Source organism: Methylicorpusculum oleiharenae, assembly GCF_009828925.2.
In the GTDB taxonomy this organism is placed as follows: Bacteria; Pseudomonadota; Gammaproteobacteria; order Methylococcales; family Methylomonadaceae; genus Methylicorpusculum; species Methylicorpusculum oleiharenae.
Map to the genome: position 1 here is coordinate 2609490 of NZ_WUTY02000001.1, position 16835 is coordinate 2626324.

11 protein-coding genes are annotated in these 16835 nt (G+C 49.7%); 9 read left to right on the forward strand and 2 right to left on the reverse strand.

Translation table 11 applies throughout. From position 1 onward, the window contains the following. Positions 1-3 precede the first annotated feature (3 nt). Together GO003_RS11835 and GO003_RS11840 are read right to left on the reverse strand one after the other, a co-directional pair. Positions 4-669, reverse strand: coding sequence for a DUF4391 domain-containing protein (locus GO003_RS11835; protein ID WP_159653305.1), 666 nt, complete (start codon positions 667-669; stop codon positions 4-6). Then, complete coding sequence (locus tag GO003_RS11840; RefSeq protein WP_159653303.1) at positions 666-3938, reverse strand: helicase-related protein; 3273 nt, start codon at positions 3936-3938, stop codon at positions 666-668. The genes GO003_RS11835 and GO003_RS11840 overlap by 4 nt, the downstream gene beginning before the upstream one ends. Before the next feature lie 485 nt (positions 3939-4423). Between GO003_RS11840 and GO003_RS11845 the strand changes: the two genes are divergently transcribed. The 9 genes from GO003_RS11845 (at position 4424) to GO003_RS11885 (ending at position 16744) form a co-directional block, all read left to right on the forward strand. After that, a complete protein-coding gene (locus tag GO003_RS11845) occupies positions 4424-4819 on the forward strand; it encodes a hypothetical protein (RefSeq protein ID WP_159653301.1) in 396 nt (131 codons plus the stop codon). 553 nt (positions 4820-5372) lie between these two features. Next, positions 5373-6788 carry a hypothetical protein gene (locus tag GO003_RS11850; RefSeq protein ID WP_159653297.1) on the forward strand — a complete coding sequence of 472 codons (1416 nt, stop codon included), beginning with the start codon at positions 5373-5375 and terminating at the stop codon, positions 6786-6788. 8 nt (positions 6789-6796) lie between these two features. Next, positions 6797-10030: a hypothetical protein gene (locus tag GO003_RS11855; protein WP_159653295.1), complete on the forward strand. Its 3234-nt coding sequence runs from the start codon at positions 6797-6799 to the stop codon at positions 10028-10030. Positions 10031-10433: 403 nt separating this feature from the next. Continuing rightward, complete coding sequence (locus GO003_RS11860) at positions 10434-11675, forward strand: site-specific integrase (protein WP_159657607.1); 1242 nt, start codon at positions 10434-10436, stop codon at positions 11673-11675. Further along, positions 11672-12649: a tyrosine-type recombinase/integrase gene (locus tag GO003_RS11865; RefSeq protein WP_159657609.1), complete on the forward strand. Its 978-nt coding sequence runs from the start codon at positions 11672-11674 to the stop codon at positions 12647-12649. The genes GO003_RS11860 and GO003_RS11865 overlap by 4 nt, the downstream gene beginning before the upstream one ends. Next, entirely contained in the window at positions 12642-13526 is an 885-nt protein-coding gene (locus tag GO003_RS11870; RefSeq protein WP_231088960.1) for a tyrosine-type recombinase/integrase, read from the forward strand. Before GO003_RS11865 ends, GO003_RS11870 begins: the two co-directional genes overlap by 8 nt. 43 nt (positions 13527-13569) lie before the next feature. Then, entirely contained in the window at positions 13570-14808 is a 1239-nt protein-coding gene (locus GO003_RS11875; RefSeq protein WP_159656717.1) for a site-specific integrase, read from the forward strand. Beyond that, positions 14805-15749 (forward strand): tyrosine-type recombinase/integrase, encoded by a 945-nt coding sequence (locus GO003_RS11880; protein ID WP_159656715.1) that lies wholly within the window; start codon positions 14805-14807, stop codon positions 15747-15749. Before GO003_RS11875 ends, GO003_RS11880 begins: the two co-directional genes overlap by 4 nt. Continuing rightward, positions 15746-16744 carry a site-specific integrase gene (locus GO003_RS11885; protein ID WP_159656713.1) on the forward strand — a complete coding sequence of 333 codons (999 nt, stop codon included), beginning with the start codon at positions 15746-15748 and terminating at the stop codon, positions 16742-16744. Before GO003_RS11880 ends, GO003_RS11885 begins: the two co-directional genes overlap by 4 nt. Positions 16745-16835: the final 91 nt, after the last annotated feature.

Sequence of the window (16835 nt, forward strand, 5' to 3'; positions counted from 1 at the left end):
GTATTAGCTGGCTAGCTGTTCTAGTTCGGTTTTCAGGCGGCGCACTTGGGCGTTGATCTCAACCTTGCGGTTGAACTGCTTTTCCTTATTGAGCCGCGTTTGGTATTTTTGGTATTCGTTTTGTTTGCCTTGCCATTGGTTGATGCGTGCGACATGTTCTTTTAATGGTTCTTGTGCGCGCTGCGGTAAGGGTAACAGTTTGCGGAGCAATTGTTCGTATAAAGCCTGCAAATCCAGGGCAATTGGCAAGGGTTCGCGTATCGTATCTTCTGGTAACCAACCCGCCGAAAAGTACCCATCAATGACCCATTTGGCTGTATCCGCTTCATTGGGTCGTTTGTAGGTGGCTATTGGTTGAATACGCTGGTCGTAAAGCAATTGAAAAATGATCGGAAACGGAATGGCTTTATCTATGCAGCGTAACACTTCATGATCCAGCGCCGGTGTTTTAAGCGTCACATCGAAGATTTGGATTTCCGGGACGGCCGGTTTGGCGGGCAGATTGATGGTTTCCGGCGCCAGTTTGAACTGCCAGACGATTTGCTCGACTTGTTCGATGAATAGGGTTTTGATCGCCGCGCTGGGTACGGCGTGTTTGTAGATTTTGTTTTTGCTGAGCACCCGGCCATATTGAGCTTGCTTAGGGTAAGCGAACAAGGCGGCATTCATGCATTGCCCTGTATTACGATGAAGGCGATTAATTCAAAATCATCCAACCCTGCGATGGTATCCACTAATGCGGTGGTTCGACCGCCGCTAAACAGGCTGTCCAGATCTTTTTCTTCTTTAACGTCCATCATCGAACGAATGGCTTGATCCAGCAAGTTTGAATAGGCGTGCATGTTGCGACCGTCTTCGGTGGCTTGATTGAACAAGCGGCAAACGGTGCTGATCGGTTGAGCTTGACCTCTGCAAGCGGTGCGGACTAAATCGAGTAAGCGTTTGACTTCGGTATGATCGGTAATGATGGCGCCGTCCTGACCGATGTAGACCAGGTAATAAGGGTGCAGGCGGTTATGTTGGTTGATGTTGATGCCGTGGTTGCGATTACGCAGGGTGAAAATCACGCCGGGCAATAGGCCAATAGAAGGGGTGGCGGGTACGACGGCATGCATGCCACTGGGAATGTTGGCAAGGTCGCCATGGGTTTTGACGTAGTTGAGTAAATCCATCCGAAAGTCGTTTAGCCCTAAGTCGGTGATCGACACGCCGGTTTTCAAGTCTTCCATTTCAATGACTTCTTCCTGCAAACGCCGCAATTGCTCCTTGCGGTAAGTCACATCATGGGATTGCGTAACCAGCACGTTGTCGTCGCCTGTGGCGGTGACGTCAGCGATCATCATCCGGTTTTCGACGCGTTCCTTGAGATTGATGTATTCGTCCAGGCTGATGTCGGGCCAATAGTTGACCAATTGAATGCAGCTATTTTGTGAACCAATACGATCCACCCGGCCAAAGCGCTGAATGATGCGAACCGGGTTCCAGTGAATGTCGTAGTTGATCAGATAATCGCAATCTTGCAGGTTTTGGCCTTCGGAAATACAGTCGGTGCCGATCAGAATGTCTATCTCTGCGGTTTCGTTAGGCAGAATGGCGGCTTTGTCTTTGGAGCGTGGCGAAAACAACGTGAGCAGAGATTGGAAGTCGTAAGTTTTTTTCAGCGTGGATTTAGGGCTGTCGCTACCGGTGACTTTGCCCGTATGCAGATGATGGCTGGCTAACAGACTTTCCGCCAGATTGGCATAAAGATAATGGGCGGTATCGGCGAAGGCGGTGAATATCAGCACTTTTTTATTGCCGGCGTTGATGGGGTTGGCCAGCTTGGCGTGAATCCGCTCTATCAGGTGCTGCAGCTTGGCGTCGTCTTCGGGTTTAACCTTATTCATCTCCGCCAGAAGCGCATCAATTACGAACAAATCGGCGCTTAAATCGTGCTGCCAGGACGGTAAATCCATATCGGCCAAATTGATCTGCACCTTGCTGCCGATGCTGGCATCGTCGGGCATGGGGAAGTTTTCGTCGTCCTCGTCGACATTCTCGAAGGCCGCGCTGGTATCGGCAAAGTTGGCGGCATGGCCGGTTTTAAGAAAGTCGTCGATTTTGGCGAGGGTGTTTTGATGATTAGCTTTTAAACCTTGCAAGGTCAAACGGAAGGCTTGGACCGAGCTTTCCAGACGTTTCAGCAAGTTGGTGGTCATTAAGGCTTGCAGGCTCTTTTCCCGGTCGGACTGTTTGAACTTCAATCTGCCGCCACCGACTTGGGTATCATACAAGGCTTCATATTTGGCCAAGCGACTGGGCAGGATGTAACTGATCGGCGCATAGACCGCCAGTTTCATCAGAGACAATTGATTGAAAATCTCATTAAAACCGATGACGTCGTCGCGCAGGGTCAACGGACAATGAAACGACAGCGGTTTTAAGCGTTCCGGAAATTTTCCGATGTCGGCGGTATCGTAGAAGGTCTCTATGTGTTTGCGGGAACGGGCGATGGTGACGCTATCGAGCAGTTCGAAAAAGTCGAAATCCAGCGCGCTGAGTATGGTGGCGGCGGTACGTTGTTCCGGTGGCAAGTTAGACCATAAGTTGAATGCGGCCTGGGCTCGGTTAAAGATGGTTTCGATGTCTTTTTCGGTACGGAGCTTTTGATTGAGATTATCCGAATCGCCTTCATAGGCTAAGGCTAATTGATTGCGCAAGTCGGCAAAGCGGTTGTTGACCGGCGTGGCGGACAGCATCAACACTTTGGTTTTGACACCTTGCTTGATGACGGTATTCATCAGCTTTTGATAGCGGGTTTCCTTATCCTTGTAAGCGTCGTTATTGCGGAAGTTATGCGATTCGTCGATGACCACCAGATCGTAGTTGCCCCAATTGATCCTGTTCAGCGGGATGCCGTAGGATTCGCCGCTGGTGCGCAATAGGTCGGTATGGCACAGCACGTCATAGTTGAAACGATCCTTGACGAAAATATTGGTGGTGAGATTGCGGTTGTAGGTCAGCCAGTTATCCGCCAGTTTTTTCGGACACAGCACCAATACGGACCGGTTACGCAGTTCGTAATATTTGATGACAGCTAACGCAGTGAAGGTTTTACCGAGACCCACGCTATCGGCCAGGATGCAGCCATTGTAGGTTTCCAGTTTATTGATGATGCCGGTGGCCGCGTCTTTTTGGAAGTTGAACAGCTTTTTCCAGATCAAACTGTCTTGGTAACCGGTGCGGTCGTTCGGCAATACATCTTCGTTCAGGTCTTCCAGAAACTCATTAAAGATGTTGTAGAGCATCAGGAAATAGATGCGTTCGGGTGAGTTTTCTTGATAGACCGAAGCAATGTGGTCGTAGAGTCGGGCGGTAACATCCTCCAACTTTTCTGGATCGTTCCAAATTTGATCGAACAAACTCAGGAAAACCCGGGTACTGGTCGGCTCGTCCATTTTGTTGACGATGTTGGAAACCGCGTCACCTTTAAGGTAGCCCAAATCGACCGCAGTAAAACCATGCAGAGGCATATAGATAGCGGCATCCTGCTTGTTGTCCACACAGGCGAATTGTTGCATGGGGGCTTTGCTGCGATTGGAGCGAAAGGTGGCTTTACGTCGCATCCAGTCCGCGCATTCTTTGGCAATGGCTTTTTGCGTCAGCTTGTTTTTGAGCTGGATTTCAAACTCGCTGCCGTAGAAGTTACGTTCTCGGCCTGCTTTGGGAATATGGAATTCACGCTGTTCTTTTTTGATTTTGTCGGTGGCTTCGTGGGGTACGAAGGTGGGTGAGGTGAAGATGAACTCCAGCGACTCAACTTTTTCCAGATCTTTCTTCAGCGCTGCATAGGCGAAAATAGAAAAGCACGACGCGGCAATTTTTAGCTTGGCATTCGACTTGATCGTCCGTTTCAGGTTTTCACCCAGTAAGTGGTTGATGTTGTCGATGATTTCCATTCGTTGGTCGAAAGCCTGTGGTTATAGAGTGCTAGGAACGATGTTCAGCCTTAAAGCTTAACCACAAAAGTCGTTTCAGACAAACCAGAGGTTAGAATGCATTAAATTGAGTTTTTCGAGGTGATAAGGATTCTAATCAAAGGTTTCATCAAAAGCAAACGGCAGCCAATTTTAACTATAAAAGAGGGGGTGGGGATTTGCTAACCACGAGTACCCAGTCGAAAAAGCTTGTCCGAATTAGGGCAGACCTATGGAAATGCAGACTCCAAAGAGGACCGGAAGCCTGGGTAATCAGTTTTGAAGATATATCGAGTCTCCGAAATATCGGGCTATCCGTCTGGTTTAGAACGCCAATCACTATCTGCCTCGCATGTTAGCCAAGCTCCCAAGAAAACCCCTAATGATATGGAGAGTGCACTCTCCTTATCTTGCATCGATAAACCACACTGTTCATTGATGCGTTTTTGATATTTTTGGAGCTCCTAATGTTTGACAACTACGAAACAAATCCCGACTATGACCGCATTGATGAAAACGGCAAAGATAAATATGCCAAGCTAAAAGCCATGGCAGCAGGCGAGTTAACAGTACAACAGCCTATTCATTGGCATCACGAGGAACACAAGCCACTGATCGGCACGATCAAAGGCTTTGGCGAATTTATTCATGACCGGTACGGACCACAGAAAACGATCATCGTCGAACGAGAGAACGGTGAGGTGGTTTCAGCATTCATGAATGCCTACATCGCCAATGGCATGGAAAGATCACATGCGCAGCCCGGCGACAGGGTCTTGATCCAGTTGCTGGGTAAAGCCAAAAGCCAGGATGGCAATCAGTACAATCAATTCCAAGTGTATGTAGAAAAAGCTAACTATTAAGCGGCACACAAGGTACTGGCGTTAAGCCAGTGCCTTGTGAATGCTGTTTTTGGTGCTCGGAAAATAGCTTCTGTGGTTTTGTTGAGTGTTGGGTATCGGCCAATTGCCGACACAGAGCAGGCCTTTGTCAATGACTGAAAACTGGCTAATTGCCGCCAATAAATTGAATGCAAAAATCCAGATAAAGCCTAAGCCTAAGCCGCTTATGAAAATCGCGGCGCTGCCTATCCGGAATATTACGCTAAGAATGCTGCGATTCAACCGCCTAGCGCAAGCAAACAAGTGTAACGTGAAAACTTCTAACAGCAATTTTCATCGCAGATTGGATGACAGAGAGGGACCGTAAGAATTCCCGCGAAAATGAGCAATGAACCACAATTCTCGGAGTATGATTCTGCGATCATCACAACCTAGAGTTGTGTTGAAATCCTTTGTGGTGAACCGCTTACTGATGATGATGTGGCTAATTAGACACTCTCAAGTAATGATCTCTCTCGCTAATAATTACAATGTAGTTGCCGTAACTTTACTAATCTTTTAGTGAGGAGGTTGTATGAATAATGAACGTAAAAAAGCGATAAGCCAGTCAATCAGTGCATGTCCAATTTGGCCGACGCAGGCTGCAGAAAAAGTTGGCCAGATGATTGGTGAAATCAATCAAGCTAATACCATCATGGGTAATATTTCAGCAACTGCGCAAAACAGCGCAACTAAAGGAGGTTTTGCCGCTGAAACCTTTCATGGGGAGTCATTCAACCTGGATGCCATCCTGAAAGATAATGATGTACGTGCTTTTACTGATAAGTTCGCAAATTGGCCGCTAAAGACAAATCATGAAATACACGACATCGTTGTGATGAAGGATGGGGAGCAGGTGCTTGGCGCACAATTGAAATATTTCAAAAATGGGGATGAGACGCAAAAGGCATTCCGCTCCAGCAAAGACGGTGTTCATCGTTATGAGAAAAGCGATTTGTTTGTGGGACCTTCTGATCAGATTAATGATATTAAGACTTCCGCGAACAAGGCCGCGTTGAAAAACCAGCAAACACGGCCTGATGTTTCACGAGCGGCTGAAAAGGTACGCGATAACACTTCCGGAAAACTCGATGTTGAAGGGGTCCAGTCAACTCCGTTGAGTAGGCGCGATGCAGAACAGTTAGGAACCGGCTCGAAAACGGGCAAAGAGTTACACGAAAACATGCAGAACGGTTACCTGAACAAAGCTACAGTCCAGCAAAGCATACGAGCAGCAGGTTCTGCGGTCATTATCACTGCGGTGACCGCTGGCTGTATCAACACATTCCAAAGCATAAAGCAACTAAGGGATGGAGAAATCACCGCAGAGCAAGCGGCGCTGTGTATCATGCGGGATACAGCAATCGCCGCCGGTGACAGCGCATTAAAGGCTGGTGCAGCAACCGCAAGTGTCTCTATGACAGCGCGTGCGCTTCCGGAACTTTTCACAGGGTCAGCCTTCCAGACCAGTCTTGCAACGGGAGCTGTTGCCGGATTGACAATCTGCGCTGTGGATGCGGTGCAATGCATTGTTTTGTACGCTGCAGGCAAAATGACCATTGAAGAATTGGAATCCCGCACTGGTAAGAATGTTTTTCAAACCAGTGCTGCAGTTGTTGGTGCCTCGGTAGGAGCATCAATAGGCGGATTGGGTGGACCAGTAGGCGCGCTCGTTGGAAGTTTAGTAGGGGGTATGATCACATCACTCGCGATGACGATCGCGCTGGACAACCACGTCGAGAAAACCTTTCGACTCACACTTGCCGCCACGCAACAGGTTGTCAGCAATGGAATCAACGCGCACGAGTCTTTGAGATACCTTTATCTCTCCCAAGGCTATTATGCCGAATTCCAAAAAGGATTGTATTTGTCCGAGCAACATTTCGCGCATCAAATCAAGACTATGCAAGCGCAAAGTGTGCGCTTGAAAAATAAGATTAATAACCTCTGACACAGAAAATGAACCAAGCAGAACAACAGCAAATTTTTGAGACAAAGTTGGAAGGGGCTGAACTTGAGGCAGTCAATGCCTTGGTTAGCAAACACAAAGCTAATGCTGCCTTTACTCAGCAGTTAGCGCTTGATGCTGCGAGATTGGTAGCGACGAGCCAGGAGAGGCTTGCCAAGCAATCCGAGGCTGGATTTTTCAATCGTCTCGCCAACGCCATCACAGGCAAAACGAAAGAAAACCAGTTGCTAAATCAGCAGGATATGCTGCAGATGCAAAAGTTTGCTTGGCATTACCTGCAACAACTGCAGCAGCAGAATCTAATCAACGCTCAGAGTATCGCCGTCATCCGCAACAATCTCGGCGCGATGAATGAATACATCATTGAAACTAGGGATTTCCTCGAACAGGCTATCGACAAGATTGACAACCGACTACGGCATGTTGAAAACAATACTAGCTTCAATAACTGGTCTCTCAACGTCGAAGCGAATAAGCGCCGCTTCAAATCCATTCCGAAAACGGTACTCATTTTACGTCTGACATACGATTTTATGCGTAGCCATCAGAATGTCCTTTTGGCCGAGCGCGACATCAGCAACTATCTTGTAACAACGCTTGAGAAACTTGATATCAACTGCGACGAGGACATCAAACTCCTGGAATTCATTAGTGAGCTTATTGACCAAATAGAAGTCGTTGGTATTGACCAGTACCGCATGATGATCGATTTATCGTTTGACGAACATACTCTGGACTCGGACTACATTCAAAAGAATATTTCCGGCATTGGTTTCAATGCTCTGTATTTTCTTTCTGATCACTACGAGAAGATAGTCGATTTAATCGGCGACGACGAACTGTGCAATAGCGACGAGGCTCGCGAAAAAATTATAGCGAAGTTTTTTGGTGATGAATTCTCGGGGCTTTCCTCGACATATAGCATTCGTAATTTAATTTGCGAAATGATCGGAGGCAGTCAGCTCGCTATTGAAGTGTACAAGGAGGAACATGGGCTGAATGTCATGCAAGACGAGGGCATAGAGGAATCTCAGCCAGAGGTCGTTCCGCTGATTTCTTCACTTCCGGAAATCAGTGCACATACATTTCTCGATAGTAACGACAGCGACGAATCGAAACGCAATTATCTTCTTCTGTTCGCGTTGTGTGTTGAAAATTCAGCGTCATTGAACGAGACTGCTCGCGAGTTTATCGCGCTTTTAGCGGAAAAGTCCGGTTTGCCTGAACTGCAGAAAGAAATTATCGAACTAGCCGATAATCCACGTAAGCATAACGAATACCAGCCGATCATGCAGTCTCTGCTTGATGATGACGATAAAAAATATACATGGTTACTCGATGTGTTTTTCCTTCTGACGCTAGCAGATAAGTCGATTGAAAATTCACAAATCAAGACGATAATCGGTATCCTCAAGCCAGATCAATTGAAGGAATGCCTTCAAAACATGCTGGTGATCATCAGTGGAAGCGATGCGTCTCAGGTGCTGGATGCAGTTAGCAAGCTAGCCTCCCATACGCAAGGTTGGAAAAATGTCATACGATACCGTGGTTTTGGCTTTGATCAGTGCTTCGCGGAGACCATCAAACGACTCAATATAATAGGATGGGAAATTATTCGTTTTGGCTTGGAGATGGACGAAGTTTACAGAAAAGGTATGGAGCATGCGGTATTTTTCAGCTTTTCCGACGGTGGTTTATTGAGCAATTTAACCGATAAAGCTGCTGCCACTGTGTGTACCCAAGGACGAAAGCTTGCACTCTCCGGCCTTAATCAGTTCCGCAAGAAGGCGGAGGGTTTTCTTTCAGAGAAGCGTTCCGCGTTATCTCAAGCGAATAGCGAGATTTCTCGCTGGAACCTTCCTTCGTTCGAGTTCAACGACTCGATCCCCTATTCTGATTTCGACTTGGATCACTCGGTTAATAATGAGGATTGGGGTAATCAATTTGAGCACTACTATAATAAAATCAATGGCACATTGGACGCATTTTCCCAGGCTTGTGAGGGCGCCAAGGAGCAACTCGAATTTTTTGCTAAAGGAAGTTTCGATCAATCCGTCCTCAAGTTCAAAGAACAGAAGCGAGCGGAGTATCTGCATCAACAGCAGCTAGAAAAACTGGAAAAGCAGTCCGTAACCATCATGAAGGATGGTAAGGAACACTTGTTCAGTATCGAATGGCAACAAGTCGAGAATCCACCCTGTGAACCGGACAAGATTCGTTATATCAAGACAGACGGTAAGATTTGGCTCATCGTCGCAAGGATTGATTCAGACGAAGTGTTTTATCGTAGGGAAGACGGGGAGCAATGGCAAGAAGTACAACTCGATGTCCCAGACATCCAAATCTATTTTAAGGAAATCAACGTCGTCAATGGCGTATGGATGATCACTAACGGCGAACGGTCGGGGGCGCGTGACGAAGGATTCTATTACTCCAGCGATGCTATTACTTGGCAGCATACTTCTGCACCGGAAGCATCGAAACTGCCATTCTATGATGGCCGTATTTTTTTTGAAAAAATTATTCATTTCAATGGCCTATGGTTATGGTGTGCTTATCAACATCAAGAATACTGTTATACCGAAAAAGGTTTCTTCTCTGATTCCACGAAAACTGATCACTACAAAAAAGTCATTCTCTATTGCGCGCAAACTCTTGATGGGCCATGGCAACCTTGGGATCAGACGCCGCGACTTTCTGAAGGAGTAGAAGCTAATGCGATCTGTTCCATTCCGGGGAAAACAGCGCTATTGGCTTTCTGTGAATACGACTGGTCCTATATCCGAAACAAAAAGAAACCTGAAACGCCTCCGTTCGTTATGTATTACGGAGCGGGCAAGGCATGGCAAGATTGTACTTGGGGTGGAAGCACAAATTCTTTCCGTGACAGTAACTTACTTGCCAACATCGGCGACGGGCTGGTGTATTTCAATAGAGGCGAGATGTTAACCTCGGACAAAGGCTACGAATGGAGCAAGCAAGAAACGAGGCTGTATGTTGACGAGTACTTTCCTCTGAAAAACTTGAGCCTCTTCACGAAAAACAACAGCTCGGCCATTTACGTGAGTCAGGATGCAAAGCTATTCAAGGAGCTCATGCTGGAAGAAGGCACTTGGCGTTACCTCACAGCCAATGAGGAAGGCATCTTGGGTGTGTACTATGCCAATAAGCATGAAGAAACAGTTCTGCGAGTTGGACGCTATATCTGCCAGGCAAAAATTTGAAACTAGGAATGGGCGTACAACTGCGTAAGACCAATTTGACAAAGGGCTTCCTGATTATGACTCTTGATCATTCGCATGCTGTACAAGCCGCGACGCCCGTGAGGAGAGAGCTTTGCCTCGGTGATGACAGCCAGGAGCTTTGCCGCGTTTGAGCTGTGGCATTGAAGGGCAGCTCATTGAAGTACTGCAGACATTAAACGCAAAGCTATGGATGTCACCTTAGGGTCGCTATGGATAGCTATCCATAGCGACCCCTATGTATAGTACCCAACTATGTATAGCTCCAAATGGCTATAGTCTGCAAGGCACGATGTCAGCGATATTGAACGCTATCTCTGCCATTAGCTTGACATAGTTTTACCTGTCTCCTGTAGTGGAATCTCACCCACCTCAGGAGATTCGAATGAAATCTGATCACCATACAAGCAATTGGCTGTTTGACAGCCAATTGGCACCCTTCGTTGATGCATTTATGCTGCACCTGTTTGATTGCCGCTATGCATCCCACACCATTGATAATTACCTTGCCGGACTGACGCATTTTGCTCAGTGGATCACCGAAAGCCATATTGATGTCAAAACCATCGATGAAAAGCTAATCCAACATTTTCTAAATGACCACCTGCCAAGCTGTTGCTGCGAGCAGCCGGCATTTTCTTATGCCAAAGATTTACATGCGGCGCTGGGACATTTGCTGAAAATCCTGCGTGCCAATGCCATCATCGGCGATCCATCGATAGGCCAAACGCCCGTAGACGAGGAACTTCGACGATTCGATGGTCACATGAGCCATGTGCGCGGACTCGCTGCCACAACACGTAAGCAGTATCTTGGTATCGTTCGCTGTCTGCTATTGGCGCAGTTTGCCGATCGAGAAGTGGTGATTGCCGAGATCAAACCGAACCAGATTCAGCAGTTCATAGCCAGCCAAAGCACGCGATGTTCCGTGGCGGCCAGTATCGGTGCATCGGTTTCGGCATTACGCGGCTATTTTCGCTATCGCGCCACCCTGGGCGATGCAGTTCATCATCTGATCGGCGTCACCAGTTTTCCGGCCAACTGGCAACAAGCCTCGCTACCGAAAACGCTGACCAAGCACGAAGTAGAATGCTTGCTAAGCGCACTTACGCAGGATAGCCTGGCGGCGCTTCGAACGGCGGCCATCGTGCATTGCGCATTGGATCTGGGCCTGCGCAGTAGCGAGGTCGCTTATCTTAGCCTGGATGACATCGATTGGTCGGCGGCGACGATTACTCTACATGGCACCAAGGGACGGCGTGAAGATGTCATGCCCTTACCAGCGGCCACCGGTCAAGCGATTGCCGATTACCTGACGTATGAACGACCACCCACCAGTAACCGTGCGGTGTTCGTTCGTAACATAGCGCCACGCGATCAGCCTATCGGCCCTGATTTGATCCGGAAGTCGATCCGCCAGGCTTATGCGCGAGCGGGCTTGCCCTACACGCGGTCTCATTTGCTGAGGCATACCATGGCCAGCAGACTCCTGGAGAGTGGTAGCTCCCTCAAAGAAGTGGCGGATGTCTTGCGGCATCGCTCGCTCAATACCACACTGGTTTATGCCAAACTCGACAGCCAGAACCTGGCAACGGTCGCCTTGCCTTGGCCTGGGAGTGCATCATGAATATACCTATTACGATGACAACCCATGCCGAAAATTACTTGCGTGAACGGCGTCGACTAGGTTTTGGCTTGCGCTCGCCTGGCTACTCAATCATCAGTTTTGCTCATTATATTGATGCTTTGAACACCCAAGAACCACTAACCGTCGAGCTGATGGCAGACTGGGCACGGCAAGACCAGGGTCATAGCGATGATCCTGCCACATGGGCCAGGCGACTGAAGAATCTGCGTTCCTTTTGCCGCTACCTACAACAATTTGAACCGCGCACCGAGGTACCTGATGACAGCATCTTTGGCCGAGTCGGCCAGCGCTTGGCTCCGCATATTTATACTGAGCAGGAGATCATCGATTTGCTGGCCGCCGCGCATAACCTGGATTCCTTTATTCAAGGCTTGCGGGGTGCTACCTACGAGACATTGTTCGGGTTACTCGCGTCGACGGGGCTGCGAATTTCCGAAGCCTTGCATTTACTGGATTCTGATGTCGACTTAAAGACTGGCATGCTTGCCATACGGCAAACCAAGTTTGCCAAATCGCGCTATGTACCGCTTCATCCCAGTACGGTAGAGGCGCTTAAACAGTATCGGTCGCAACGCGACATCCATATCCCTGTCACGGACGATACGCCATTTTTTATCAGTACGCGGGGACGACTCCTCGGGCATAAACTGGATTCTCGGCAGGTTCATCGGGTGTTTATCCAATTACGTGAGCAATTGGGCTGGATCAATCGCGGTGCCCATCATGGTCCGCGCATTCACGACTTGCGCCATACGTTTGTTGTTCGCCGCATACTGCTATGGCAGGCACAAGGCATGGATGTCGACCGACAGATGCTGGCTTTATCCACTTATGTCGGGCATGCCATGGTCACCAATACTTACTGGTATATGACGGGTATTCCCGAGCTGATGGCCGTGGCAGCCAATCGGTTTGAAGCCTTTGCGCAGTTACCGGAGGTGTGTCATGACTGAAGCCACAGCACCCCATCCAGTCTCCTTCTCGGCTTTGGTCCAGCAGTTTTTTACCGAATATCTGGTCAATCAACGCGCCATGAGTCCGCGCACGATTGCCTCGTATCGGGATGCCATGCTGCTATTCCTGGATTTCACCCAGCATCGCCTGGGGAAAATGCCAACGGCAGTGAAATTGGCCGATATTACCCCGGATTTGATCCTGGCCTTCCTGGACCACTTGGAACTGCAACGCCACAACACCGTGCGTAGCCGGAACTTGAGGCTGACAGCCTTACGCGCATTTTTGAAATTCGCCGCCCGACGCGACGTATCGTCATTTTTCGTAATTGAACAGGCGCTGGGTATCCCCATGAAACGGTTCGAACGACCCATGCTGGGTTTTCTGAGCCGCGAGGAGATGTTAGCCATATTGGGCCAACCCGGTGAAACCTGGACATCCCAGCGCGACCATCTATTACTGACCTTACTTTACAACACCGGCGCTCGGGTTTCCGAAATCATTGGTATCAAAGTCGGCGATGTCGTCATGGGCGAATCGGCTTGTGTCCACTTGCGTGGTAAGGGACGCAAGCAACGCTCGACACCTTTATGGAAAAGCACGGTCCAGGAAATCAGAGCTTGGTTGAAACGTAATCCAGCATTAGATGCTGATGCCGCGTTACTGCCGAATCGAGATGGTCAGCCGATGACTCGTTGCAATGTTACCCAGCGACTCAATATTGCAGTCGAGCTTGCCGCCCAGACGATGAGTAGTCTGTCCAAGCGAAAGATATCGCCTCACACCATCCGTCACTATCTACCCTTCCTGACTATCTCTTGTAAGGCCTCGCCGATCGTGTATTCCCTGCAAACACACCTCATTTTATCGATATAGTTTGAGCTCCTTTCATCAGCCTCGTGTAGGGGAGGAGTTCACCATGAAATATCGTATCAATAACCAAGTCGTTTTATCGCAAATTCCCTTGGGCCCTCTTGCGGCTCATATTGGCTCATTTGCGGATTTCATTAGCGCTCAGGGCTATGCGCTGTATACAATTCATCGGCAGGTTCATCTAGCCGCGGACTTTAGTCAATGGCTTAAACTAAAGGGCATTGAGCTACATTGTATTTCCTCCGATCATCCAAGGCTGTATTTACGGGACCGCGCCCGGCAGGTGCAGCCATGTCGGGGTGATGCTGCGGCACTCAGTCATCTCATTGGCTTTTTGCGTGGTGAGGGTCTGATTCCCACAGAAAAAGTGTCGGAGCCTCGACTCACGCCGGCGGAGCACTGTGCGCAGGCCTACGAGCAATACCTGCGCGAGGCGCGTGCCCTGGCTGAAGCAACGATTGTCAACTACGTGCCGTTCATCAGCCATTTTCTTAAGGATTGCTTCGGCGACGGACCGGTTACACTCTCAGACCTGTCTGCCCGCGATGTCGTGAGCTTTGTTCAGCACCAAGCACAGCGGTTGCACAGGAAACGAGCCAAGCTCATGACCAGTGCCTTGCGCTCCTTCCTGAAGTACGCCCACTATCGCGGTGAGATGTCGTTGGATTTGGCGGCCGCGGTTCCGGTTATACCTAATTGGTCGATGCCATCGATTCCTCGTGCTATTTCGCCAGACCAAGTCAAGCAGTTATTGGAAGGCATTGATCAGCATACGGCGGTAGGACGTCGCGACTATGCCATTTTGCTGTTACTGGCTCGACTGGGATTACGGTCAAGCGAAGTGGCGCTTCTTGAACTCGATGCAATCGACTGGAACACCGGTACCTTCAGCGTGCGGACCAAGAGCGGTCTGCGCCATGAATTTCCCTTACCCTTTGCGGTAGGTAAAGCGATCGCTGCCTATCTGCGAGATGGACGACCGGTGAGTGGTAGCCGGCGTGTTTTTTTGCGCGCCAAGGCGCCCATCCGCGGGTTCCGGGGTGCCGGTGCGATTGGTTCTATCGTTCGTCATGCGCTTAAGCGCGCCGGAATCAAAGCGCCCACTTATGGAACGCATCAGTTTCGTCATGGCTTGGCCACCGAGATGCTGCGGCAGGGCGCCTCGCTAGGCGAGATTGGCGACGTGTTGGGTCATCGCCATCCCCAGACCACGATGATTTATACCAAGGTTGATCTTGAGGCGTTGCGTACGCTGGCTCTACCCTGGCCGGGAGGTGCACTATGAACACGCTTCGGCAAGCCGTTGCCGAGTACCTGACTCTGCGGCGTAATCTGGGTTTCCAATTGCGGGAAGCGGGTAAAGCTTTGCTCGATTTTGTCACCTTTATGGAGCAACAGCACGCGACCTATATCACCCAGGCGTTAGCGCTTGCCTGGGCGCAACAAGCTGTGAAGGCTCAACCCATCTATTGGGCTCAACGATTAAGCTGCGTGCGTGGATTTGCCCGTTATCGTAGTTCGAGCGATCCTCGCACGGAGATTCCACTGCCCGGTTTGTTACCGTTCAAGCCAAAGCGAGCTCGACCCTATCTCTACTCAAATCAAGAGATTACCAACTTACTGCAGGCTGCGCTAAAAATGCCGCATCGTTACAAAAACGGTGCTTTACTGCCCTGGGTCTATTATTGCCTGTTCGGACTGTTAAGTGTTTCAGGTCTGCGTCTCAATGAAGCCCGCAATCTCGAACTTCAAGATATCGACCTTGAAGCCGGGGTGTTGACGATCCGCAACGCTAAGTTCGGTAAAACCCGCTTGGTGCCCGTGCATGCCTCAACCTGCAAGGTGCTGGCAGATTATATCGCCAGACGCGAACGCCATTGGGCAGGACGGCCTGTTTCTACCTACTTGTTTGTCTCCAGTTGGGGCAATCGGTTGGACAATGGCCAGATCCATCGCGCTTTCTACGCATTGTCTCGGCAAATCGGATTGCGCAACGCGACCGACTGTCACGGCCCTCGATTGCATGACTTGAGACACCGATTTGCAACGAATACGCTAGTGAACTGGTATCGCCACGATCAGGATCCCGAGCGCCGTCTGCCTTTGTTGTCGGCCTACCTCGGCCATGTTCACATTGCCGATACGCAGTGGTATTTAGAGAGTGCGCCGGAGCTGATGCGGGAGGCGATGAGCCGCCTTGAGCAGCACTGGGAGGGCCGGTCATGAACACTGCCAACAGTTTAGCGCCCCTGTTGGAGCGTTTCTTTACCCAACGTTTGATGCAGCAGCGCCAGGCGAGTCCTCATACTATCCGCTCTTATCGAGATACCTTCCGTCAATTCCTGATCTTCGCTCAAGAGCGCTTGCATCAACCGCCGTCACGCCTTAATGTCGAGCAGATTGATGCCCCGTTGATTGTGGCCTTTCTGGATGAACTGGAAAAGCAGCGAGACCTAACCGTCCGCAGCCGTAATTTACGGCTCACGGCAATCCATTCCTTCTTTCGTTACGCCGCCTTCGAACTGCCTACTCATGCTGCCCAGATCCAGAGAGTGCTTGCCATCCCCAGCAAGCGCTTCACACGAACCTTGGTCAGTTTTTTCAGCCGTCCGGAAGTTGATGCGTTACTCGCCGCGCCCGATTGCAGCACTTGGTCCGGGCGGCGCGACCATGCGTTCATGCTAACGGCAGTACAGACGGGTTTGCGGTTATCCGAGATGACCGGACTCAAACGTGAGGACCTTGTCTTGGGAGTCGGCGCTCATGTGCGGGTAATCGGTAAGGGCCGAAAGGAACGCTGTATTCCTCTGGCAAGATCAACACTCTCCGTATTAAAAGCCTGGCTGCGAGAACCACAAAGAGGTGATGAGGGTGTGCTGTTTCCCAACGCGAGAGGCAACCGGCTCAGTGTCCATGGCGTTCAGTACCTGCTGAACAAGCATCGCATGGCAGCCTGCAATGGGTGTCCTTCACTTGGACAAAAGCGTGTCACTGTCCACCGATTGAGGCACACCATGGCCATGGACTTACTGCAAGCGGGCGTTGATCGCTCTGTGATTGCTTTGTGGCTCGGCCATGAATCCGTTGAGACAACCCAGATTTATCTGGAGGCAACACTTGCGATGAAAGAGCAGGCACTCGCCAGGACGACACCGCCACAGGGCAAGTTGGAACGTTATCAACCCGGTGATAAATTACTAAATTTTCTCAACAGTCTTTAGCCGAAAACTATGTCGGGTACTCGGATAGGTCTTAAGGCGCCGGGTGTATTAAATTCCGAGCATGCCTACTGAGGCCTTAACGTGACTCGAC

Bases quoted from the DNA above. Each gene is read 5' to 3' on its own strand.
- GO003_RS11860 (WP_159657607.1), top strand. From the start codon at position 10,434: ATGAAATCTGATCACCATACAAGCAATTGGCTGTTTGACAGCCAATTG.
- GO003_RS11845 (WP_159653301.1), top strand. From the start codon at position 4,424: ATGTTTGACAACTACGAAACAAATCCCGACTATGACCGCATTGATGAA.
- GO003_RS11855 (WP_159653295.1), top strand. From the start codon at position 6,797: ATGAACCAAGCAGAACAACAGCAAATTTTTGAGACAAAGTTGGAAGGG.
- GO003_RS11875 (WP_159656717.1), top strand. From the start codon at position 13,570: ATGAAATATCGTATCAATAACCAAGTCGTTTTATCGCAAATTCCCTTG.
- GO003_RS11835 (WP_159653305.1), bottom strand. From the start codon at position 669: ATGAATGCCGCCTTGTTCGCTTACCCTAAGCAAGCTCAATATGGCCGG.
- GO003_RS11885 (WP_159656713.1), top strand. From the start codon at position 15,746: ATGAACACTGCCAACAGTTTAGCGCCCCTGTTGGAGCGTTTCTTTACC.
- GO003_RS11840 (WP_159653303.1), bottom strand. From the start codon at position 3,938: ATGGAAATCATCGACAACATCAACCACTTACTGGGTGAAAACCTGAAA.
- GO003_RS11865 (WP_159657609.1), top strand. From the start codon at position 11,672: ATGAATATACCTATTACGATGACAACCCATGCCGAAAATTACTTGCGT.
- GO003_RS11870 (WP_231088960.1), top strand. From the start codon at position 12,642: ATGACTGAAGCCACAGCACCCCATCCAGTCTCCTTCTCGGCTTTGGTC.
- GO003_RS11880 (WP_159656715.1), top strand. From the start codon at position 14,805: ATGAACACGCTTCGGCAAGCCGTTGCCGAGTACCTGACTCTGCGGCGT.
- GO003_RS11850 (WP_159653297.1), top strand. From the start codon at position 5,373: ATGAATAATGAACGTAAAAAAGCGATAAGCCAGTCAATCAGTGCATGT.